The organism is Rahnella sp. NRRL B-41462, assembly GCF_003263525.1.
In the GTDB taxonomy this organism is placed as follows: domain Bacteria; phylum Pseudomonadota; class Gammaproteobacteria; order Enterobacterales; family Enterobacteriaceae; genus Rahnella; species Rahnella aceris.
This window is the reverse complement of sequence record NZ_JYDF01000030.1, coordinates 1-23,961: the sequence shown is the minus strand read 5'-3', so window position 1 is coordinate 23,961 and position 23,961 is coordinate 1. Positions and strand designations below refer to the sequence as shown.

The 23,961-nt window shown below is 51.0% G+C and carries 20 protein-coding genes and 1 tRNA gene; 13 read left to right on the top strand and 8 right to left on the bottom strand.

What is annotated here, in order from left to right; all coding sequences use genetic code 11:
- From groL to UC14_RS08720, 3 genes are all read right to left on the bottom strand, one after another.
- On the bottom strand, positions 1-1,560 hold a 1,560-nt coding region (groL, locus tag UC14_RS08730; protein WP_112197562.1), incomplete at its 3' end, for a chaperonin GroEL.
- Between the two features lie 53 nt (positions 1,561-1,613).
- Positions 1,614-1,907, bottom strand: coding sequence for a co-chaperone GroES (locus UC14_RS08725; protein WP_009636718.1), 294 nt, complete (start codon positions 1,905-1,907; stop codon positions 1,614-1,616).
- Between the two features lie 214 nt (positions 1,908-2,121).
- A complete protein-coding gene (locus tag UC14_RS08720; protein ID WP_112197561.1) occupies positions 2,122-2,613 on the bottom strand; it encodes an FxsA family protein in 492 nt (163 codons plus the stop codon).
- A gap of 373 nt (positions 2,614-2,986) precedes the next feature.
- Here UC14_RS08720 and aspA point away from each other — a divergent pair, with 373 nt between their 5' ends.
- The 10 genes from aspA to UC14_RS08670 all read left to right on the top strand — a co-directional run bounded on the left by aspA (position 2,987) and on the right by UC14_RS08670 (position 14,079).
- Positions 2,987-4,423: an aspartate ammonia-lyase gene (gene aspA, locus UC14_RS08715; protein ID WP_013573737.1), complete on the top strand. Its 1,437-nt coding sequence runs from the start codon at positions 2,987-2,989 to the stop codon at positions 4,421-4,423.
- Positions 4,424-4,558: 135 nt separating this feature from the next.
- A complete protein-coding gene (locus UC14_RS08710; RefSeq protein ID WP_014411551.1) occupies positions 4,559-5,860 on the top strand; it encodes an anaerobic C4-dicarboxylate transporter in 1,302 nt (433 codons plus the stop codon).
- A 170-nt stretch (positions 5,861-6,030) separates the two neighbouring features.
- Positions 6,031-7,767: a protein-disulfide reductase DsbD gene (locus UC14_RS08705; RefSeq protein ID WP_112152025.1), complete on the top strand. Its 1,737-nt coding sequence runs from the start codon at positions 6,031-6,033 to the stop codon at positions 7,765-7,767.
- Positions 7,768-7,810: 43 nt separating this feature from the next.
- Complete coding sequence (locus UC14_RS08700; protein WP_014411550.1) at positions 7,811-8,386, top strand: transcriptional regulator; 576 nt, start codon at positions 7,811-7,813, stop codon at positions 8,384-8,386.
- Positions 8,387-8,515: 129 nt separating this feature from the next.
- Positions 8,516-8,591, top strand: a tRNA-Phe gene (locus UC14_RS08695).
- 221 nt (positions 8,592-8,812) lie between these two features.
- A complete protein-coding gene (locus UC14_RS08690) occupies positions 8,813-9,973 on the top strand; it encodes a mandelate racemase/muconate lactonizing enzyme family protein (protein WP_112197560.1) in 1,161 nt (386 codons plus the stop codon).
- A complete protein-coding gene (locus UC14_RS08685; protein WP_112197559.1) occupies positions 9,966-11,282 on the top strand; it encodes an MFS transporter in 1,317 nt (438 codons plus the stop codon). Before UC14_RS08690 ends, UC14_RS08685 begins: the two co-directional genes overlap by 8 nt.
- Positions 11,283-11,373: 91 nt before the next feature.
- The gene (locus UC14_RS08680; RefSeq protein WP_112197558.1) at positions 11,374-12,402 is read left to right on the top strand and encodes a S66 peptidase family protein; all 1,029 of its coding nucleotides are present in this window, start codon (positions 11,374-11,376) and stop codon (positions 12,400-12,402) included.
- 254 nt (positions 12,403-12,656) lie between these two features.
- Complete coding sequence (locus UC14_RS08675) at positions 12,657-13,532, top strand: winged helix-turn-helix domain-containing protein (protein ID WP_232829658.1); 876 nt, start codon at positions 12,657-12,659, stop codon at positions 13,530-13,532.
- Entirely contained in the window at positions 13,522-14,079 is a 558-nt protein-coding gene (locus tag UC14_RS08670; protein ID WP_013573729.1) for a FidL-like protein, read from the top strand. Before UC14_RS08675 ends, UC14_RS08670 begins: the two co-directional genes overlap by 11 nt.
- A gap of 24 nt (positions 14,080-14,103) precedes the next feature.
- Here the strand turns inward: UC14_RS08670 and UC14_RS08665 are convergent, their stop codons facing one another.
- From UC14_RS08665 to UC14_RS08645, 5 genes are all read right to left on the bottom strand, one after another.
- Positions 14,104-14,376 carry a helix-turn-helix domain-containing protein gene (locus UC14_RS08665; RefSeq protein WP_013573728.1) on the bottom strand — a complete coding sequence of 91 codons (273 nt, stop codon included), beginning with the start codon at positions 14,374-14,376 and terminating at the stop codon, positions 14,104-14,106.
- Positions 14,377-14,403: 27 nt separating this feature from the next.
- Complete coding sequence (locus UC14_RS08660; RefSeq protein WP_013573727.1) at positions 14,404-15,375, bottom strand: fimbrial protein; 972 nt, start codon at positions 15,373-15,375, stop codon at positions 14,404-14,406.
- A gap of 9 nt (positions 15,376-15,384) precedes the next feature.
- On the bottom strand, positions 15,385-16,122 hold the full coding sequence (locus UC14_RS08655; RefSeq protein WP_014411545.1) for a molecular chaperone: 738 nt from the start codon (positions 16,120-16,122) through the stop codon (positions 15,385-15,387).
- Between the two features lie 46 nt (positions 16,123-16,168).
- On the bottom strand, positions 16,169-18,670 hold the full coding sequence (locus UC14_RS08650) for a fimbria/pilus outer membrane usher protein (RefSeq protein WP_112197556.1): 2,502 nt from the start codon (positions 18,668-18,670) through the stop codon (positions 16,169-16,171).
- Between the two features lie 101 nt (positions 18,671-18,771).
- Positions 18,772-19,350 carry a fimbrial protein gene (locus UC14_RS08645; RefSeq protein WP_013573724.1) on the bottom strand — a complete coding sequence of 193 codons (579 nt, stop codon included), beginning with the start codon at positions 19,348-19,350 and terminating at the stop codon, positions 18,772-18,774.
- 514 nt (positions 19,351-19,864) lie between these two features.
- On the opposite strand from UC14_RS08645, the gene acs reads away from it, so the two are divergent.
- The 3 genes from acs to actP are packed head-to-tail and all read left to right on the top strand — an operon-like array spanning position 19,865 to position 23,857.
- Positions 19,865-21,826, top strand: coding sequence for an acetate--CoA ligase (gene acs, locus UC14_RS08640; protein ID WP_112197555.1), 1,962 nt, complete (start codon positions 19,865-19,867; stop codon positions 21,824-21,826).
- 55 nt (positions 21,827-21,881) lie between these two features.
- Entirely contained in the window at positions 21,882-22,193 is a 312-nt protein-coding gene (locus UC14_RS08635; protein ID WP_013573722.1) for a DUF485 domain-containing protein, read from the top strand.
- Between the two features lie 29 nt (positions 22,194-22,222).
- Positions 22,223-23,857 (top strand): cation/acetate symporter ActP, encoded by a 1,635-nt coding sequence (actP, locus tag UC14_RS08630; protein ID WP_370447459.1) that lies wholly within the window; start codon positions 22,223-22,225, stop codon positions 23,855-23,857.
- Positions 23,858-23,961: the final 104 nt, after the last annotated feature.

The following is a 23,961-nucleotide window of genomic DNA, read 5'->3' as shown; positions in this document are numbered from 1 at the left end:
CATGCACTCAGTGGTGATCATCAGGCCAGCTACAGAAGACGCGTACTGCAGAGCAGAACGGGTGACTTTAGTTGGATCAAGGATACCCATTGCGATCATGTCGCCGTATTCTTCGGTGTAAGCGTTGTAGCCGAAGCTGCCTTCGCCCGCTTTCACTTTGTTTGCGATAACAGAGGCTTCTTCGCCAGCGTTCACAACGATCTGACGCAGTGGAGATTCCATTGCGCGCAGAGCAACGCGGATACCCACGTTCTGGTCGTCGTTGTCGCCGGTCAGGTTAGCCAGAGTGTGAGCAACGCGAACCAGCGCCACGCCACCACCAGCAACCACGCCTTCTTCTACCGCAGCACGGGTTGCGTGCAGGGCATCTTCAACGCGAGCTTTCTTCTCTTTCATTTCAACTTCAGTCGCTGCGCCCACTTTCAGAACGGCTACGCCGCCTGCCAGTTTAGCCACACGCTCTTGCAGTTTTTCACGGTCATAATCAGAAGTCGCTTCTTCAATCTGCTGACGGATCTGAGAAACACGGCCCTGGATGGTTGCTTCTTCGCCAACGCCATCGATGATGATGGTGGTGTCTTTGTTGATAACAACACGTTTAGCCTGACCCATATCTTCCAGAGTGGCTTTTTCCAGTTCCAGACCGATCTCTTCAGAGATAACGGTACCGCCAGTCAGGGTTGCGATATCCTGCAGCATAGCTTTACGACGGTCGCCGAAGCCTGGTGCTTTAACCGCAGCCACTTTCACGATGCCACGCATGGTATTCACAACCAGAGTCGCCAGGGCTTCGCCTTCAACGTCTTCAGCAATGATCAGCAGTGGTTTACCGGCTTTCGCAACGGCTTCCAGTACTGGCAGCATTTCGCGGATGTTAGAAATTTTCTTGTCAGCCAGCAGGATGAACGGGCTTTCCAGTTCGATTGAACCGGTTTCTGGTTTGTTGATGAAGTAAGGAGACAGATAACCACGGTCGAACTGCATACCTTCAACAACGTCCAGCTCATCTTGCAGGCCAGTGCCTTCTTCAACAGTGATGACGCCTTCTTTGCCCACTTTTTCCATCGCTTCAGCGATCAGTTTACCGACAGTTTCATCGGAGTTAGCAGAGATGGTACCAACCTGTGCAATGGCTTTAGAGTCCGAGCAAGGGACAGATAATTTTTTCAGTTCTTCAACCGCAGCAACGACAGCTTTGTCGATACCACGTTTCAGATCCATCGGGTTCATGCCCGCAGCAACAGCTTTCAGGCCTTCAGTGATGATGGCTTGAGCCAGAACGGTTGCGGTAGTGGTACCGTCACCCGCGGCATCGTTCGCTTTGGACGCGACTTCTTTCACCATCTGTGCGCCCATGTTTTCGAACTTGTCTTCCAGTTCGATTTCACGTGCAACGGACACGCCGTCTTTAGTGATGGTTGGTGCGCCGAAAGATTTGTCCAAAACCACGTTACGGCCTTTAGGGCCCAGGGTCACTTTTACTGCATCAGCAAGGATGTTTACGCCACGCAGCATTTTCACACGGGCGTCGTTACCGAATTTTACTTCTTTAGCTGCCATTGTTAATTTCCCTTAAATTCGTTCTGTTCAGAAAAAAGTGGATCGGGGGACAATCAGGCTTCTACGATTGCCAGAATGTCACTCTCAGACATGATCAACACTTCTTCATTGTCGATCTTCTCAGCTTTCACGCCGTAACCGTCGTTGAAAATGACGATGTCGCCAACTTTCACGTCCAGCGCTTTAACTTCACCATTTTCCAGAATGCGACCATGGCCGACAGCCAGGATTTCGCCACGGGTAGATTTACCTGCAGCGGAGCCAGTCAGAACGATGCCGCCAGCGGATTTAGATTCTACTTCTTTACGCTTGACGATAACGCGGTCATGCAATGGACGAATTTTCATTGATAACTCTCCTGTGAGCGGGTCCATATCTATTTTTAGGGTTGAATGCCTGGCAAAGTCCTGCCCGGCCTCGTGGTTTGTTTAATGGGGGCGATACGCAGCCCTTCAAGGGGAAGAACAGAAAAATTTTCTCTTTTTCTTTCGCTGCTCTGTTGACGAAAATCGACCTTCGCAGTGCTTCCCAACAATCTTTTAACAATTGAGGCCACAGAGATTAGCGATCGTGATGCTCTGTGTCGCCATCTTTTTTAGGTGAAACCAGACGTTCCTGCGTTTCGTCCGTCCGCTGGAACTCGCCATCAAAGGTATTCCCCGTTGGCGCGCTGCTCCCCCAGTTGCCGCCGGAACGCACAATGTTCAAATGCGGCATCAGTTTTAGCGTCAGTCGTTTCTGGATGGGTGGCAGCAAAAGCAGCAAACCGAGGAAATCAGTAAAGAAGCCCGGTACCAGCAGCAGGAATCCGGCGATCACCAGCGAAACACTTTTAACCATCTCGGCTGCCGGGCTTTCCCCAACCGCCAGTTTTTGCTGCAACTGCATAAACGTCTTCATGCCCTGATTCTTCACCAGAGAGACACCTACGCAAGAGGTGAAAACAACCAGCAATAACGTTGTTGCCACGCCAACCACCGCAGCCACCTTGATAAATAAGGTGATTTCAATGTAAGCCAGCAGGAATAACAGTAATAACGGTAACCAGCGCACCGCATTCTCCTTGTAATTTGGCTCCGGAAGCGCTGTCGCAGCGGCATTCCAAACCCTGAATAAGTGCCTGCTTGAGATCTTCGCTATCAAAGAAATGCAGGCTGACTACACTGAGATGGTGATCACTCATCATGATTTCAACCACCAGACCTGATTTAATTGAGCAGGTAAATGAATTGTGAGAATTCTCACAGATACTAAAAACATGCACGATAATAGGGCAGGATAGTGATCTTAGTACGTGCAATTCGTCTGAAGCAGCATATGATCGCCTCCGTTGCTCAAACAACGGTTGATCGTTTTAAATTTACTACGGCCAGTAACATAATTTTAAACATCGCATAACGCATTCAGTACCGAAGAGAAGGTTCTCATGTCAAACACCATTCGTATCGAGGAAGACCTGCTGGGCACGCGCGAAGTACCGGCAGAAGCTTATTACGGCATTCACACCCTGCGGGCGATTGAAAACTTCTATATCAGCAACACCAAGATCAGTGATGTTCCTGAGTTTGTTCGCGGCATGGTGATGGTGAAAAAGGCGGCAGCTCTTGCTAACAAAGAGCTGCGCACCATTCCACGTCACATTGCGGATATCATTATTCAGGCGTGCGACGAAGTGCTTGATAAAGGCAAATGCATGGACCAGTTCCCTATCGACGTCTATCAGGGCGGTGCGGGAACCTCGGTAAATATGAACACGAATGAAGTGCTGGCGAACATCGGTCTGGAACTGATGGGACACCAGAAAGGCGATTACCAGTTCCTCAATCCAAATGATCATCTGAACAAATGCCAGTCCACCAATGATGCCTACCCTACTGGTTTTCGTATCGCCGTGTACGCGTCCTTGCTGAAACTGGTTGATGCTATTTCCCAGCTGGGCGACGGTTTTGAGCGTAAAGCGAAGGAATTCGAAAACATCATCAAGATGGGCCGTACACAGTTGCAGGACGCCGTTCCGATGACGCTCGGTCAGGAATTCCACGCGTTCAACGTGTTGCTCAAAGAGGAAACCCGCAATCTGTTGCGTACCGGCGAATTACTGCTGGAAGTGAACCTAGGGGCGACAGCAATCGGTACCCGCCTGAATACGCCGGAAGGTTATCAGCAACTGGCGGTAGAAAAACTGGCAGAAGTCAGCAATCTGGCCTGTGTACCCGCTGAAGACCTGATTGAAGCAACGTCCGACTGTGGCGCATACGTGATGGTTCACAGCTCGCTGAAACGTCTGGCCGTGAAGCTTTCTAAAATCTGTAACGACCTGCGTCTGCTCTCTTCCGGTCCTCGCGCTGGCCTGAATGAAATCAACCTGCCGGAATTACAGGCGGGTTCTTCTATCATGCCAGCCAAAGTGAACCCGGTTATCCCGGAAGTCGTGAACCAGGTGTGCTTCAAAGTCATCGGTAACGACGTCTGCGTGACGATGGCGGCAGAAGCGGGCCAGCTTCAACTGAACGTCATGGAACCGGTAATTGGTCAGGCGATGTTTGAGTCAGTGCATATCCTGACTAACGCCTGCTACAATCTGCTCGAAAAATGCATCAACGGCATTACAGCGAACAAAGAAGTATGTGAGTTCTACGTTTTCAACTCTATCGGCATCGTCACCTACCTTAACCCGTTCATCGGCCACCACAATGGCGATATCGTCGGCAAGATTTGTGCTGAAACCGGTAAGAGTGTCAGGGAAGTGGTGCTCGAGCGCGGCCTGCTGACTGAGGCGGAGCTGGACGACATTTTCTCCATCGAAAACCTGAAACATCCGGCTTACAAAGCAAAACGCTATACCGATGAAAATGAACAGTAACAGACTCAAATACTGACCTTTTAAAGGCTCGTTGTTCTGCAGAACAGCGGGCCTTTTTACTTTGTACAACACAACAATTACACAACAATTAATTATCAATTCCTTAAGGAGTGCTGGGAATATGGACGGACAACCATGTTAATTATCGAATTTATTATTGTACTGGCGGCGATTTTCCTCGGCGCGCGCTTAGGCGGCATCGGCATTGGTTTCGCGGGCGGGCTTGGCGTTCTGGTGCTCGCCCTGATAGGCGTTAAACCGGGAACCATCCCTTTTGACGTAATCTCTATCATCATGGCGGTGATCGCCGCGATCTCGACCATGCAGGTAGCAGGCGGGATGGATTATCTGGTGCAACAAACTGAAAAGCTGCTGCGCCGTAATCCCAAACACATCACCCTCCTCGCGCCCATCGTCACCTATTTCCTGACGATTATGGCGGGCACCGGCAACATTTCACTGTCGGCATTACCGGTTATTTCTGAAGTCGCCAAAGAGCAAGGGATTAAACCCTGCCGCCCGCTTTCCACCGCCGTGGTTGCTGCGCAGATAGCCATTACCGCCTCACCGATTTCTGCCGCAGTGGTGTACATGGCATCCACCATGGAAGGCCACGGCGTCAGTTATCTTCATCTGCTGATGGTGATGATCCCGTCCACACTGGCTGCAGTGATCCTGATGTCGCTGATTGTCAGCTGGTGCTTTGACGCAAAGCTTTCCAATGACCCGGTTTATCTCAAACGGTATGAAGAAGGTTTGATCCAACTGCGTGGCGATAAAGTGCTGGAAATCAAACGCGGCGCCAAACTCTCGGTGTTGCTGTTCCTGCTCGGCGTACTGACAGTGGTCGCTTATGCGGTTATTAACAGCCCGAGCCTGGGCTGGGTTGCGCAACCGGTGATGACCACCAACAGCGCCATCCTGATTATCATGCTCAGTGTCGCCACGTTAATCACCTTGCTGTGCAGCATTGATACCGACGCCATTCTGACCTCCAGCACGTTTAAATCCGGCATGAGCGCCTGTATTTGTATCCTCGGCGTGGCCTGGCTGGGTGACACTTTTGTGCAGGCCAATCTCGGCTGGATCAAAGAAACCGCAGGTGGCCTGATTCAGGCGCATCCGTGGCTGCTGGCAGTGATTTTCTTCTTCAGCTCTGCGCTGTTGTATTCGCAGGCCGCCACGACCAAAGCCCTGCTGCCAATGGCGCTGGCACTGAGTGTGTCGCCGCTGACCGCCGTGGGTTCTTTTGCCGCTGTTTCCGGTTTATTCATTCTGCCGACGTATCCGACGCTGGTTGCCGCTGTGCAGATGGATGACACCGGCACCACCCGCATCGGGCGCTTCGTCTTCAACCATCCATTCTTTATTCCCGGCACGATTGGCGTGTTCCTGTCTGTAGTTTTTGGATTTGGTTTCGGCAGTATTATTCTCTGACAGTTTTCCGGGGGCTGCGGCCCCCGTTAAGCACTCGGGGCTTTCTGCTCAGGGATTGCTCAGGGTATACTCACAATTCATTAACGCGCTATGGCATGACGCCGTGCGCATCTTCTGTCGATTCACTCAGTGGCTGTTCATCTGCCGCGACAAAGAGAACTTTACTCCGCATGGATCACCGCATTCTTCGAATTTTCTTCCTGCTGTGCAGCCTGAGTCTTTTGCCGTTTCAGGCGAATGCCTCTTTATTTGGCAAACCCGCCGCGCCACAGTTTGTCCCCGTCGATCAGGCATTCAGTTTTGATTTCCAGCAGCAAGGTCACGACCTCAAACTGAACTGGCAAATCCGTGACGGCTATTATTTATATCGCAGCAAGATTGAGCTGGAACCGAAGAATGCTCAGCTCGCGGCGTTTCTGATGCCCAAAGGCCGTGATCATCATGATGAGTTTTTCGGTGACAGCGAAGTTTATGAGAATGCCCTGCATCTGACGATCCCTCTCCGTCAGGCCAGCGCGGATGCAACCGTTCGGGTGACCTATCAGGGATGTGCCGCCGCAGGATTCTGCTATCCGCCGGAAACTCGTGACGTGCCGCTGAGTGCCGTCACGGAACCGACGCGTGTCAGCACGCCGGCTGCGGATACAGCATCCGCACCGGTTATCGCGACGCCTGAAAAGCCATCCACACCACTGCCGTTTTCTCCGCTGTGGGCCTTGCTGATCGGCATCGGTATTGCCTTTACGCCTTGCGTACTGCCGATGTATCCGCTGATTTCCGGCATTATTCTCGGGCGCCAGCGCCCTCACAGCATGAAGCGAATTTTCCTGCTGGCGCTGGTTTACGTTCAGGGCATGGCGCTGACTTACACACTGCTTGGTATGGTGGTCGCTGCGGCAGGCTTGCAGTTCCAGGCGGCGTTGCAAAGTCCGTGGGTACTGATTGTGCTTTCGGTGATGTTCATTGTTCTGGCGCTGTCGATGTTTGGCACGTTCAGCCTGCAACTGCCTTCTGCCGTCCAGACCCGGCTGGCTTTATGGAGTAACGAGCAAAAAGGCGGCTCGCTGCCCGGCGTCTTTATTATGGGCGCACTGGCCGGGTTGATTTGTTCTCCCTGCACCACCGCGCCGCTCAGCGCGATCCTGCTGTATATCGCCCAGAGCGGGAATCTGCTGGCGGGGGCTGGCACGCTGTATCTGTATGCGCTGGGGATGGGCATTCCGCTGATTATTGTGACGATGTTCGGCAACAAATTACTGCCCCGCAGTGGGCCGTGGATGCAATACGTCAAAGAAGGATTTGGCTTTGTCATTCTGGCACTGCCGGTATTTTTACTCGAACGTGTGATTGGCGATATCTGGGGGCTGCGTTTATGGAGCCTGCTCGGCATGGCGTTCTTCGGCTGGGCATTCCTGCTCAGCCTGAAAAGCCAGCGCGGCATGGTGCGGACGCTGCAATTACTTTTCCTGGCCGCGGCGCTGATCGTCAGCCGTCCTTTGCAGGACTGGGCATTTGCGCCAGCCGCTAACACGACAACACAGGTACACGCACTTAATTTCCAGAAAATCCATAATGTCGGTGAACTGAACGCTGCCCTGCAGGGCGCGCAGGGCAAACGCGTTATGCTGGATTTGTACGCTGACTGGTGCGTGGCGTGTAAAGAGTTCGAAAAATATACCTTCTCAGCGCCAGACGTGCAGAATGAACTGACGGATACCTTATTGCTGCAGGCAGATGTCACCCAGAATTCCCCTGAGCAGAAAGCGTTATTAGAACGTCTGAATGTTCTGGGCCTGCCGACAATTTTGTTCTTCGGGCCTGATGGTCATGAGTTGCCACAGTCACGGGTGACGGGTTTTATGGATGCAGCGGAGTTCAGCGCGCATTTGCAGAAAACTCACCCTTAAACGACACTACACTTTGAAGTACGCGAATTGTGAGGAGGCAAACGTGCTACGTGAACAAGTTCTCGATAAAACCCTTAATTTCCTGGAACAACGTGGCCTTGCAACATTGTCACTGGAAACGGTCGCCGAACTGGTCGATGTCCCGCTCAGTGAATTACGCCGTTTCTGGCCGGATGCCGAAGCCCTGCTGTATGACAGTCTGCGTTATCACGGCGAACAGATTGATATCTGGCGTCGTCAGCTGATGCTGGATGAGTCTCTTTCAGCGCCACAGAAATTGCTGGCGCGCTATAAAGTTCTGGATGAGCAGGTGCGGCAGCAGCGCTATCCTGGATGTCTGTTTATCGCAGCTTGCACGTTTTTCCCTGACAGCGAGGCGCCCATTCATCAGCTGGCTCAACAGCAGAAACGGGCCTCCTACGACTACACCTTGTCGCTTTTGCAGGAAATGGGCTCGGATGACCCGGAAATGGTCGCTCAGCAGATGGAACTGATCCTCGAAGGCTGCCTGAGTAAACTGCTCGTTAAACGCCAACTGAACGATGTGGAAGTCGCACGCCGTCTGGCAGAGGATGTGCTGAACATCGCCCGCTGCCGTGAACATGGTGCACTTTCCTGACTTCCCCCCATTGCTGCCCGGCGATTTCATCCTTTTTGAATGAAAAGGCAGCAAACAAACGGCTTTTATGTATTTTAGATAACAAACCCGTTGACGGCTCAGGCCCAATACGGTTTAATGCGCCCCGTTGCCCGGATAGCTCAGTCGGTAGAGCAAGGGATTGAAAATCCCTGTGTCCTTGGTTCGATTCCGAGTCCGGGCACCATATTTAAAGAAACCCGCCTATGGCGGGTTTTTTGCTTTTTAAATCTTACGTATTTACCCTTTCGTGATTCACTTCTCATCCCTTCATTCATTTGCACAAAACTCCCGTTCAATTCTGCTTAAAAGTTAGGCCAACGTCCGTTAACGGTCATATCCCTGCGTTTTAGACTGATTCCTTAGCCTGATCAGTTTCCTCAAGGCCCTATAAAACAGGAATGTCTCATGAAAATAACCAAAATTGAGGTATTGCGCGTTGCGATTCCATTCAGCAGCGACAGGGATAAAACACCAGAGATACAGACGGATGCCTATAACGCGGCATCTCCCGAACTCACCAGAATGGAAACACTACTGATCAAAATCACGACCGACAGCGGCTTACACGGCTGGGGGGAAGGTTTCGGTCATCTTTGTAATCCGCTCACCGAAACCGCGATGAACGGTTTAGTCGGGCGATTTTTTCTCGGCCAAACCTGCCCGGAAAGTCCTGAGGAAATTGCTGCACTGATGCAGCAGGCCGAGGTGAACTTTCATGCTTTCGGGCGCACCGGTCCCGTGATGTTTGCCCTTTCAGCTGTGGATATTGCGCTATGGGATTTGCTGGCGAAAGCATGGAAGCAGCCGCTTTGGCAATTGCTGGGGGCGAAACGTCAAAAAATCGGGGTTTACGCCAGCCTGGTCAGTTATGGCAATCATCCTGAACGTGTGGCGGCAAAAGTGCTGAGTACCTGGCAGGCGGGATTCCGCGCCATAAAATTGCATGAAACGGCTTATCCGGCCATTGCCGCCGCCAGAGAAATACTGCCTGCCGATGCTGAACTGATGGTTGATGTGAACTGTCCGTGGAACGTGGCAGAAGCCTCGCAACAGGCGCAGGCTTTACGTTCTCTGAATCTGGGATGGCTGGAAGAACCGGTCTGGCCACCGGATGATTTAGCCGGTCTGGCGGAAGTGCGAAAACAAGGAACCCGTATTGCCGCAGGCGAGAATGCAGCAGGCGTTCAGGGCTTTGTGGAGCATTTCGAACACGGCGCGATTGACGTCGCACAGCCCAGCGTCAGTAAAGTCGGCGGGATCACCGCCATGCTGAAAGTGTTTGCGCTGGCGAAGCAATACCACATCCGCGTTGTTCCGCACTGTTTTTATTACGGTGCCGGCCTGATGGCCACCGCCCAACTGGTCGCTACGCTCGACGACAGCGTGAGTCTGGAAGTGCCTTACATTCAGTGGCAGGAAACGCTTTATTCACAACTGAATTTTGAACCGCATATGCTGTTGCCGGATACGCCGGGGCTAGGTTTTGAGCCATCACTTTCCATCATACAGAAGTACCTCATCAGCTCGAAAACCCTTTCTCTGACCGCGGAGGCCGCACATGCGTAAATCCAATTATCGGGTGGTCATCGCCCTGCTGCTGTTCTTTGCCGGCATGCTCAATTATCTCGACCGCGCGGCGTTATCGGTGATGGCGCCACTGATCAAAGGCGACCTGCATATCAATGATGCCCAGATGGGGATTTTGTTCAGCGCCTTCTTTATTGGCTACTGCCTGTTTTGCTTTATTGGCGGGTGGAGTGCAGACAAGTTTGGCCCGCGAAAAGTCTTCGCCTTCGCTGCTGCGTTCTGGTCCGTATTTTGCGGCGCAACAGCACTGGTCACCGGTTTCGCGCATTTACTGGTCGTGCGCGTCATGTTTGGTATCGGCGAAGGCCCGATGGGCACCACCACCAACAAATCAATTTCCAACTGGTTTCCGCGCAAGGAAGTCGGCCGCGCGGTCGGCTTCACCAATGCGGGGCAGCCACTGGGGGCCGCCATCGCCGCGCCGATTGTCGGGCTGGTCGGGTTGCATTTCGGCTGGCGCATCGCCTTCGTGGTGATTGCTGCACTGGGCTTTGTCTGGCTGGCGGCATGGATGACCTTTTTCCGCGATAAGCCAGAGCAGCATCCGCGGGTCTCAGAGGAAGAAAAACGTCTGATTGCCAGCGACCGCCCGGCGACACCGGTGACAAACGGCGCCAGAGAAAATGATGCGCACAGCTTGTGGTATTACGTTTTTTCCAAACCGGTGCTGGGGGTGGCTGCAGCCTTTTTCTGCTTCAACTACATTCAGTATTTCTTCCTGTCATGGCTGCCAAGCTATCTCACTGACTTCCAGCATCTCGACATTAAGAGCATGAGCATTATCGGTATTCTGCCCTGGCTGGGCGCGACTGCGGGTTTCATCGGTGGCGGGATTGTCGCCGATATTCTCTACCGTCGTAGCGGTAATTTCCTCTTCTCACGCAAAGCGGTGATTTTCGCCGGTCTGATTATTGCTGCCGGTTGTGTGCTGATGACGGCTTATACCCGCAACACCGCAGGCGCCGTGGCGCTGATTACCGTCGCCAGTATTTTTGCTTATATGACGCCACAGGCGTGCTGGTCATTGTTGCAGGATATCGTTCCGGCGCACCGTATCGGGACCGCAGGCGGTTTCGTGCATTTACTGGCGAATCTGGCCGGGATTTTATCCCCGAGCATTACCGGATTTTTAATCCAGTACGGCGGGGGATATCAGTCAGCCTTCATCCTCTCAAGTGGCCTGGCGATCGTCGGTGTGATTGCAATGGCTATTCTGGTACGCCAGAACAAAGTGAATGAATTGTTTGGCAAAAAAGCGCCCGCGGAAGAAATCGCCGCCGGTCATTAATCCTCCGGTGTATCCTGTAAGGCCCCTGTTCAACCTGCAATTGAATTGATACATTGCAGGTTGAACATTGAGCAGATTTATAGGATGTAAAATGCCCTCGTCAGAACTTTCGCTGTTCCCCCCTGCATTGAAAACCGGCGATACCATTGGTTTTTTCTCTGCGTCATCACCGGTGACTGCCACCGCCCCTAACCGTTATCTGCGCGGGAAGAAATTCCTTGAAGATAAAGGATTTGTGCTGAAAGCCGGCACAATGACCGGACAATATGATCACTATCGCTCCGGCTCCATTCAGGCACGTGCCGAAGAACTGAATCAGTTGATCCGTGATCCGCAGGTGCGTTGTGTAATGTCGTCGATAGGCGGTAACAACACTAACTCCCTGCTGCCTTATCTGGATTACGATGCGCTGCGTACTGATCCGAAAATCATCATCGGGTATTCCGACACGACCGCATTGCTGGCCGGGATTTATGCGCAAACAGGATTGATCACCTTTTACGGTCCGGCGCTGGTGGCTTCTTTCGGCGAATTTCCGCCGCTGGTTGATGAAACCTACGCGTCTTTTGCTGACATCCTGATGACCCGCCGCTCTGAGCCTTATCGCTATGCTTTACCGCAGCACTGGACGGACGAAAAACTCAACTGGAATGATGTCACGCCGGTCAGGGCGAAAACGTTGTACGCCAATACCTGCCGCTTTCGCGGCAAGGGACGCATCGAGGGGCGCGTCATCGGCGGAAATCTGAATACGTTGTCTGGCATCTGGGGCAGCCCTTATATGCCGGAAATCCGTCAGGGCGATATTTTGTTTATCGAAGACAGCTTGCACAATATCGCGACCATCGAGCGCTCTTTCTCAATGCTGAAACTGAACGGAATTTTCGACCGTGTGAGCGCTATTCTGCTCGGCAAACACGAATTGTTCGATAATGCGGGGACAGGAAGGCAACCGGCGGATGTGCTGCTGGAAGTGCTGAACGGACAAGACATTCCGCTGGTTGATGGCTTCGACTGCTGCCATACCCATCCGATGTTAACGCTTCCTCTGGGTGCCCGTATTGCTGTCGACTTCTCTCAGCAGCACATCGACATTGTCGGCCCGTATCTGCAGCAATAAATCAAAAATCACGTACTACTAAAAATCCGTACGTGATTTATATGCTTTCCCCCCCACGCTTTCCGCCATTACATTTCGAACGACTGCTCTGTAAACATTTACGACAGAAATCTGTTTTTGAAATAGAACGGTTTATACTGACTGACCTGATGCGTGAGATATAAATCAAGAATGCGCGCCGGGTGCGCATTGTTCTCATTGCATGAAGCATGTGTGGAGGCAGGATATTCTTAACAGGGAGGCGTGAAATGCACATGAATTATCTGATTGAAAATCTAATAGTCTTCAACCCTGAAGATAACACACTTTCATTAGCGGGTGATTCAGAAAACAAGATCGCCATTTCTAATCCTGCGCGCAGGATATTATTATTGTTAATAGAACAACAGGGTATCGTTGTTGAGCGTGAAATATTTTTTAAAAAAGTTTGGGATGACTACGGACTGATAGCAAGTAATAATAATCTTAATCACTGCGTCAGCAAATTACGCAAAGTAGTGGTCACTTTGGGTTACCCTGATGAATTTATCGTTACCGTGCCCAAGGTCGGTTTTACTATCCGTAAAGAAATCATTATTGAACCTTACCTCATGCATGAACCTCCTGAGGAGAAAATTCAGGTTCACAACGTGCAGGTCAACAAAACACCGGAAAACCGGCTGACTGAAACAGAGCAAAAGGAAGAGATCATCGCGCCGACGGCAGCATCACTTCAGCTAAAAACGCAACCTGAAAAGAGGATAAAAAATCGCCCCTCTGGCTTTATGATAAGCCTGCTTGTGGCGGCAGTCTTGACTGTGTGGGCATTTTTCATTATGTACAACGATTTACAGGATCCGAAAACAGAGCTGAAAATTGCCAGGCTGGGTGCCTGTGATTTGTATTCAACCGCGCCCGTCATTTCGTCCCGTAAGCGCGAATTTATTCAACTGGCCGGGACATTTCTGCAAAAAAATAATATTACCTGCAAACCAGGAGATATTTTCATATTCCAAAGTGAGCGTTTTACCTCGCCCATCAATACTGGCTCAGTACGTGATTTTATGGCGCAGTGCATTACCGATGATAATTATAAAGCTAACATTTGCATAAGCTATTATACAAATGACAGGACCACGCATGTTCAGTGATAGAAAACGTATTTTTCAGGGAAAGAAGAGCATCCTCCTCCCGTTCATCCCGGCTGTATTTATATTACTCTTTACCCTGTATGGTTTTTTCGTCCAAAAGAACCGGGAAGCATTCCCTGTTAATATACCTTGCCGTGGAAATATGATCATAGAAGCACAATATGATAATCAAACCGCAAAACTGGTGGCCGCACTCTACTTCAGTTTTCTTGACAACCACAAAATTTTAGTTTCACTCAGTGGAACGGGTTATTTGTATGACAAAAATGGGATTGTTATTCAACGGAAAACATTGCTGAGAAACATTTATTATGACTATATTCACGTTAGCACAAACTCCAGTACGTATTCGCTCACCAGCAGTCAGATTAATATCGACAGTGTAGACAATATGGACTGGCAGATTTCGTCTCTCCTGCTGATAAACAGTTTTTTTCTGACCGGCCATACTGACACGCTGGTACTGAAGAAATACGATAACAGCACCCTGTTGATTGAAAGCAACCAGTCTCCGATTGCATTGTGTGTATTCAAAAAAAGTCTTTGAATACAAATACATTTAGTAACTCACTTATTTATAGTAGAGGTACAGATGAAACCCGCAAGCCTGGGCGTAACGCGACAAGGTACAAAAACTGGCCTGAGCCGGCCGCTTCTCAAGACGGGTAATCGCTGGTGGCGTGATGCCCAGCCGTCTGGCCAGTTCTGTCTTACTCAGTCCAGCATCTTCACGCAGGGTTTGCAGCAGGGCATGAATGTGAGTCTCTGCGATGAGCTCCGGTGCCTGGACCTTATAAACCGGTTCCTCGAGCGCCTGCGCCCGCAATTTTGCCGTTCTTAGCATAGCCTTCCTCCTTTCCTTAAGCCGTCGTCAGTAGTAGTTGATCTTGACGATCACGGATGCGTCAAACTGCCCGAGAGAAAGCGTTTTCCCCGGAATCGCACTCAGTTTTGCCGTAAAGTTTTTGGTGACTTCATTCACATTGTTCAGCTCAGCAAAGTCATCATAGCGGTTGAAAGTGATGGCTTTATCCTGGTCGTTATAGAGCATCAGCTTCGCGCCGTTGGACAGGTCAATCGCGGTGTTGTCCAGCAGTGGGCTGGCGGTGGAAAACTCCGCCTGCAGCGAGAAGTTGTCAAGGCACCCTTGTTTTACCGCTTTAATGGCAAACGGCAGTGAAACGCCGGACGATCGGGACAACGTGGTACTTTGAATTGCACCAAAATCGACAATCTGAGACTCAGGATAGACTTTCAGATCAGAGCCACAGGCCAGAAAGCGGATCCCCTGTAATCCTGAAAGGTTGTATTTAAGATTTTTTGCGCCCGGCGTTTTGTTAATCCCGCGGCTGCCGTCAAGCTGGAAAACCGTAAACTGGTCGGCCCCCTGATAATGTCCGCTGGAAGGCGCATTTCCGCTGACTTTGATATACAGACGGAACGTGACATTCACCGTCACATTCTGACCTTTTTTGATCGGCGTACTGTTGGTACTCAGACGCTGTTCGTTCTGCTCCAGATCCTGCCCGTTGTAACTGACGCCCAGCAGCAACCCTTCACCAATCGACTGTGATTTGGGATTAAAATAGAAATGCACCACATCAATGATCGAGCCCAGCACATTGTCGCAATAGGCCGTGACATTGATGTCATTGGATTCCCAGACTTTCGTGCCTGCTGGCACGTTCGCCGGGATCGCCAGTTGCCCGACGGGAATAGCCGGTTTGTCCACAATACCGGTACCTTTTTCGACACAATCGAGCGCCAGTGCACTGCGGGAAAAAAACAACAGCAGCAGGAGAAATACCATCCGACCCGCCTGAAATCTGTCAATACCAGCCATCACCACTCCTTAGCGTTTTGCGTCTTTGCTGATGCGCTGACATTGTTGTGTCTGGCAGTTGTACTCGTTCACCTGCAAACCGCCGTAATCATCCATGTAACCCAGACTGTATTGCTGGCTAACGTACTGCTTGCCGGTGAGATTTTCGCTGGCGAACGGTGCGAGCATCACGCTGTCAAAACCAGGGATATTGCCTTTGTTGTCTTTGCCCAGATAGCCGACAGTGATATAAAACGGTGTCGGATTGGTCAGTTTTAGCCCATCACTGAGACGGGCAACCTGAAGCTGTTCCTGCCAGTGACCTTTCACCAGCTTCCTGAGTTCCACCGGACGGAAAAACAGCTTCACGCGGCTTTGGATCGCCACCTGCATCACGTTCGCCATGTCACTTTTTGGCGGCACTTCACGCACGTTAAAGTAAAACAGCGATTCGCGATCTTTCGGCAGACCGGCGGTTTCGGGTAACTGCAAAATGCGGATCTGGCTTTTCTGGCCAGCATCAATGCGCTGCATCGGCGGCAACGCCACCAGCGGAGAGGTAATTTTTTCGCCCTGCTCGTTCTCCAGCCAGACCTGCGCAAGATACGGTAGATCTTTGCTCTGGTTTTCCAGCATCACGCTGACGGATTTATCACTGGCGTTATAGATGATGCGTGTCCGGTCCAGATTGACGGCGGCGAAAGTCGGATAAGTCATGCCAATCATCAGCAGTAATGCTGCCCCAAAACGCAAAAAATACCTGTTCATCGGATTATTCCTTTCCTGATCTGCTTTGTTGAAAGCGTTTAAATTATTAAGTGCAGGGCAGCAATACCTGCCCTGAATATGTCACGGGCTGCGGTGGCACCTGGATCTGACATTGCTGCCCGTCTCCCCAGCGAACAGTCAGGGATTTCTCGCCGGATACTCCGGCCAGGTACGCCAGACCACTGTCGCCAATCAGGCCCGCTTCAAACCCGGAACTGTTGTCGGTAACGGCGGCGCCCAGCGGCGGGTGGCTGCCATCAGCGAGGCGTATTACCGCCATCAGGCGTTCACCTTTAATGGCGCGGATTTTGCGAAAGCCTATTGCACCTTCCGTCAGGGTTTTGCTGACCACCGAGCTGTAAACTTCCACGTCATCCGGCAAATTATTCACATCAACGCGGATATCGGAGGTCTGGTAGCTGGACACGCCATTCACAACAGCAATGCCGTAATCGTTGGTCACTGACGCACCGTCGCTGATCGGAATGCCTTTCACGCCGGTTGATACCATCATGCGTGGCTCGCTGCCGGCGCTGCTCTGATGCAATGCTGCGCCTGCCGCTGTCGCAGTAAACGATCCGTACCAGTTGGCATTCACTGAGCGGTAATCGTTATTTTTCACGCTGCCGTTCGCACCGAACTGACCGTACGGCGACATATGCTGATAGTTGGCGCGGAACACACCGTTACCTTTTTGCAGATCCGGGCTGCTCCCGCCCGCGCCCACGCGCCAGCTATTGTTCGGATCCTGGCTGTTGTAATACGACGCCGTTTGCGAGTAACCACTTTGCGAATCCTGCTGTGCGTCGTAGCTGATCTGTTGCCCGGAAGACAACGGCAAACTGAGCGACAGAAACATCTGATTTTCATCGGTATCGCGGTAGTTCAGCTTGCTGGCGGAAAACGTCGCAGAAATGCCGGTAAAGCGGCCGATATCGAAAATCTTGCTGACCGACACGCTGTAATTGTTACTCGCACTCTCATTCCAGTAGACCTTGTGGGTAGCAGAGAGATAGAGCGTGATCGCCGGCCACGGCAGGTACTGATTTGCCGTCACGGTGTAGGTTTGTTTGTCATCGCGGGAATAACCGTCGCCGTTCACCTTGTCGAGGTACTGGCTGAACGACATAAACGTTTTTTCCGAGAAGCGGTATCCGGCAAACGTAATCTGGCTGCCGGTCGAGTCAAACCGCTTGGAGTAGTTGGCGCGGTAACTCAGCCCGGTTTGTTTCCCTGCCACCGGTACGGTCGCCGAGGAACGCGTGACATCAAAAGATACGGCACCGAGTTTTTGCAGGTTTTGCCCGACGCCGATGGCCTGCGCCTGATAGTTACCGGTGGTGCTGATCAGACCGCCGTAAAGCGAGAAATCATTCAGCGCACCCCAGGACATTTCGCCGCTGTAAAAACCCGGCTGCAAGACGTGATTGCTGCTGCCGGTGGTCGGTTTGCCCATTGCGGTTTTGAAACGCACCTGGCCTTTGCGGGTCAGGAACGGAATGGTCGCGGTGGTCACCTGATAAGTCGTCACGCTACCGTTTTCTTCTTCGATTTTGACATCCAGCGCGCCCTGTACCGCTTCGGTCAGATCCTGAACCACAAATGGGCCCGGTGACACGTTGGTCTGATAAATCACCCGCCCGTTCTGACTGATACTCACTTTGGCATTGGTTTTGGCGATGCCGGTGACTTGCGGCGCATAACCTCGCAGCGACGGAGGCAACATGCGCTGATCGCTGTTGAGTGAAACACCGAGAAAACGGAATGAATCGAAAATATCTGAGCTTAAATAGGTCTGCCCGCCGGTCAGGCGTGCGCCCACAGAAGGCAGCGCACGATACAGATAGGTTTGCGTCCAGGTGAATTTATCACTGGCGGGCGCGCCGGACGTGCGCGACGAAGAATACTGATAATCGGCACGGGCGCGCCACGGCCCGAGGTTAAAACCGGTGGTGCCGTAACTGCTGAAACTGGTGGTGCTGTCGCCGGACTGCGGCATGTATCGGCTGCCGAGCAGGTTGTAATCGAGCAATGCGCCGTTGACGCCATCATCCCACTGTGAGGGCGGCACCCAGTTTTGATCGTGAAAGGTCAGCCAGGCCTGGGGAATGCTGATATTCAGCGTTTGTTTTTCCTGATCGTAACGTGCGGTGACTTCCTGCTGCTGATCGAGAGATGTGCATTCACCGTGATGCCACAAAGTCAGCTTTTCGCGCGCGTCTTTAGTGAGTTCGAATTTATCCACCAGTACCGGCGGTAAACACAGGCGGCTATTTTTCTTATCCGCAGTGGGAATATAGTGAATCACGCTTTGTTCGCCGAACGTGCGGCCATTGAGCACCACATCCAGCAGGTATTCACCGGGCGCGATATAATCGGCTACCTGAAATCGTGACAGATCGACATTATTGCGATCGGCAGAATCAATGAAGTTAACGTTAAATTCTACTGCGAAGCTTCTGACTGAAATAAAGCATCCTGACAGAAGAAAAATAAACCACAGGACATTCTTGATTTCAGCCGATGTTCTATTCATCGCAAACGACATAATAAAATCACTTCTTACTAAAATAGTAATCCACACCAATCCCTGGCGCTGGCACAGCCAAAAAATAAAGGGGAGAAAACTCCCCTAAATAGCAGCGATATTTATTTGTAGTTCAGGGCATAAGTTGCCTGAGAAACGATCGTACCGGTTGAAACAGGCTGAGAATTGGCTTCCACGCGTGCGGCGAATACCAGCTCATTATTCCCTGTGACCAGGTTAATATCTTTAGAGGTGTCACCCACTTTCAGCAGGTCACCGTTGGCGTCAATCAGGCGGATGCCTGCGCCTTTCGCGCTGCCGGTGTTGGCCAGTAGTTCAGCGGCGCTGCTGTCAGGCGTACCCGCAAAAGAAACGGCGACTTTGGACATAGCCGGATATTGAACAGTGCCCGCCGTCTGTGCGGTCAGGTCACAATCTTGCAAATGAATGGTGTAATTCACGTTTTGAGAGTATTTATTGCCGCTTTCGAGCACCTTATTCGCGACCTGCCCCATGTTTACATTAATGTCTTCATCACCTGCGGCAATTGAGCAAGGTGCGTTAATAACCGTCCCGGTGAAATGAATACGGCCTGAACCTTGATCAGCTCCTGTCGGAGGCGTTGTATCATCTGCAAAAGCTGATGCAGAAATAAAGGCAGATAAAGCAATAACCAGTGTCTTTCTTTTGGCGTTAAACATAATAAGTCCTTGAGATTTAACGGTAGCTATTAAGCATTAAGCAGCTATTAAGCGATATTTTTCGCTGTACCGAAGAGAGCACCCTCTCTTGCCAGATCAATATACTGATATTTTAAATTTAACGTTATAATAATTTGCCGATTGCAAATATTAAGAGTTTTACTCTCAGATTAATCTTTAAACATGCGATTTATGAAAGGAAATTAACTCAGAGGTTAAAATATCTGATATTAAATGTTCCGTAATAGATAAGAAAATTTCCACACCAAACCCTGAGTTAAGCTTTATTTAACCAAATAATCACATTAAGAATCATATTTTTTAACTTTATCTCTTTCCCACTCTCTCCTGAGCTTCCCAGACTTATGTGGACTGCTCCGCATGACGAATGAATATATCCTGCTGTTTTTTCTCCGCTTGCGTGATCTGTCCCCCAGAAAACAAACAAAGGCATACCGCAAACTACACCCAACCTTTTATTGACATATCATTAACAAATTAAAGGAGAAAAACCATGAGCCATGTTTATAAGCACCCTATTCCTGCCTCCATAGCAGAGCGTACCCTGATCACACCTGAGAAATATCAGCAGTATTATCAACAGTCTGTCGAAGATCCTGACGCATTTTGGGGTGAACAGGCCAAAGTGCTCGACTGGATTAAGCCTTTCACAAAAGTGAAAAACACTTCATTTGCGCCGGGGAATATCGATATTCGCTGGTTTGAGGATGGCACTCTGAATCTTGCAGCTAACTGTCTGGATCGTCATTTAAGCGACAAAGGCGATCAGACCGCGCTGATTTGGGAAGGTGATGACCCGAAAGCCGAGAATAAACATGTCACCTACAAACAGCTTCATAATGATGTTTGTCAGTTTGCTAACGTCTTAAAGGGCCTGGGCGTTAAGAAAGGGGATGTTGTCGCTATTTACATGCCTATGGTACCGGAAGCGGCTGTCGCGATGCTGGCCTGTGCCCGTATCGGTGCTGTGCATTCCGTTATCTTCGCCGGTTTCTCCCCGGAAGCTGTTGCCGGTCGCATTATCGATTCCAATGCCAGGCTGGTGATTACCGCCGACGAAGGTCTGCGCGCCGGACGTACCATTCCGCTGAAACAAAATGTGGATGATGCGCTGAAAAACCCGTCGGTCACCAGCATCACACATTCCATCATTTTCAAACGCACCGGCAAACAGGGGGAATGGAAAGAGGGTCGTGACATCTGGTGGCATGATGCAATTGAAGGCATTTCTGCAGATTGTCCGCCCGAAGAAATGAAAGCAGAAGATCCGCTTTTCATCCTTTATACCTCCGGCTCCACGGGTAAACCGAAAGGCGTATTGCATACCACGGGCGGTTATCTGGTCTATGCGGCCCTGACCTTCAAATACACCTTTGACTATCATGATGGCGATATCTACTGGTGTACGGCCGATGTCGGCTGGGTAACGGGCCACAGCTATTTGCTCTACGGCCCGCTGGCGTGCGGAGCCATCAGCCTGATGTTTGAAGGTGTACCAAATTATCCGACACCGGCCCGTATGGCGCAGGTTATTGATAAACACAAGGTAAATATCCTCTATACCGCACCTACGGCGATCCGCGCACTGATGGCTGAAGGGGATAAAGCCATTGAGGGCACCAGCCGTGCTTCACTGCGGATCATGGGGTCAGTTGGCGAACCGATTAACCCGGAAGCCTGGGAGTGGTACTACAGGACTATTGGTAACAGCCAGTGCCCGATTGTCGATACCTGGTGGCAAACCGAAACCGGCGGTTTCATGATAACCCCGCTGCCGGGTGCCACTGAGCTGAAAGCGGGTTCGGCAACGCGGCCGTTCTTCGGTGTTCAGCCTGCTCTGGTAGACAACGAAGGCGTTCCTCAGGAAGGAGCATGCGAAGGCAATCTGGTCATCACCGATTCTTGGCCGGGTCAGGCGCGTACACTGTTTGGTGACCATGAACGTTTCGAGCAGACCTATTTCTCCACGTTTAAAAATATGTACTTTAGCGGTGACGGTGCGCGTCGTGACGAAGACGGTTATTACTGGATAACAGGCCGTGTTGATGACGTGCTCAATATTTCCGGCCATCGCCTTGGGACGGCTGAAATTGAATCAGCATTAGTTTCTCACCCTAAAATTGCAGAAGCTGCCGTTGTGGGTATTCCGCATAACATTAAAGGTCAGGCTATTTACGCCTACATCACACTGAATCACGGCGAAGAACCGTCACCGGAACTCTATACCGAAGTACGCAACTGGGTGCGTAAAGAGATAGGGTCCATTGCCACGCCTGACATTCTTCACTGGACTGATTCGTTGCCAAAAACCCGTTCCGGCAAAATTATGCGTCGTATTCTGCGCAAAATTGCAGCCGGAGACACAAGCAATCTGGGAGATACCTCTACGCTGGCGGATCCGGGCGTAGTCGATAAATTGCTGGAAGAAAAACAATCAATGAAAGTGCCGTCGTAATTTTTCACCGCCCTGGCGCGGTGAACTCTATCAATGCCTCACAGGAGTCACTGAGATGAATGATCTCATTTATCAGAGAGTTGTAAGTAATCCGCGCTTCAGGGAACTGGTGCAAAAACGCAGTCGTTTTGCCTGGCTGCTGTCAGGCATCACGCTGGTTCTGTATGTCGCTTTCATTTTACTGATTGCGTTCGATCCACAGTGGCTGGGAACACCTCTCTATGACGGTGCCACCATCACCCGCGGCATTCCCGTGGGCGTGGGGCTGATCGTGATTTCCTTCGTGCTGACAGGAATTTACGTCATTCGCGCGAACGGCGAGTTTGACCGCCTGACGGCAGATATTATCCGCGAGGTGCAGCCATGATCGCACGTCGCGGCTCTCTTCTTTTACTGATGCTATCCCTCGCCTTCCCGTTCAGTTTGCTTGCTGCGGAGGGCATCGCCGGGGAAGTTAAACGTCAGCCTCTTAATATTGAAGCTATCGTAATGTTCGTGCTGTTTGTTGGCGCGACTTTATATATCACCTATTGGGCAGCAAAGCGTACACGGTCCCGCCAGGACTACTATACAGCTGGCGGCCGCATTACAGGCCTGCAAAACGGTATGGCAATTGCTGGCGATTTCATGTCTGCCGCTTCTTTCCTGGGTATCTCCGCACTGGTTTATACCTCCGGTTATGATGGCCTGATCTATTCCATCGGTTTCCTGATCGGCTGGCCAATCATTTTGTTCCTGATTGCCGAACGCCTGCGTAATTTGGGGAAATATACCTTCGCAGATGTCGCGTCATACCGGTTGAAACAAAAACCAATCCGGCTGCTTTCAGCCTGCGGTTCGCTGGTGGTTGTTGCGCTTTATCTGATCGCACAAATGGTCGGTGCCGGTAAGTTAATCCAGCTATTGTTTGGGCTTAACTATCATGTCGCAGTGATCCTGGTTGGGATCCTGATGGTACTCTACGTGTTGTTTGGCGGAATGCTGGCGACGACCTGGGTACAAATCATCAAAGCTATCCTATTGCTGGCCGGTGCGACATTCATGGCGATTATGGTCATGAGATCTGTCGGCTTCAACTTTAATACCCTCTTTACTCAGGCGGTCGCCGTCCACTCTAAAGGGATTGCAATCATGAGCCCGGGAGGACTGGTTTCAGATCCGATATCCGCTCTGTCTCTGGGGCTCGCACTGATGTTCGGTACCGCCGGTTTACCCCATATTCTGATGCGGTTCTTCACCGTCAATGATGCCAAAGAAGCCAGGAAAAGCGTGTTCTATGCTACTGGCTTTATCGGTTACTTCTACATTTTGACCTTCATTATCGGTTTCGGTGCTATTGTTCTGGTCAGCTCAAACCCGGCGTTTAAAGATGCCAGCGGTATATTACTCGGCGGTAATAATATGGCAGCCGTGCATTTAGCGGATGCGGTCGGTGGAAGTTTCTTCCTCGGATTTATCTCTGCCGTGGCTTTCGCAACAATCTTAGCGGTGGTCGCGGGCTTAACGCTGGCAGGAGCTTCGGCGGTCTCTCATGATCTGTATGCGAGCGTCATCAAGGACGGCAAAGCAACAGAACGTGATGAGTTAAGGGTTTCGAAGATCACCGTAGTTCTGCTTGGTATCGTCGCCATCGCGTTGGGTATTCTGTTTGAAAAACAGAATATTGCATTCATGGTTGGATTAGCGTTCTCCATTGCTGCGAGCTGCAATTTCCCCATTATTCTGCTCTCAATGTACTGGTCTAAACTGACAACGCGCGGGGCAATGATTGGCGGATGGCTCGGATTACTTACAGCAGTCATATTGATGATTCTCGGGCCAACTATCTGGGTCCAGATCTTAGGACATGCTAAGCCCATTTATCCTTACGAATACCCCGCGCTGTTCTCGATGATTGTTGCTTTTGCCGGTACCTGGTTCTTCTCGATTACAGATAACTCACTGGAAGGACAGAAAGAAAGGGAGCGTTTCTACCCTCAGTTTGTGCGGTCACAAACAGGGATCGGGATCTCGCAAAGCTCTAATCACTGATGAGTAGAGCGCAGAAACAGAAAAGGCCATCCTGAGGATGGCCTTTTGTTTGAATATTGCGTGCTTAATCGCTGATCCGTAGAACAAAAAGACAAAAGCCCTGC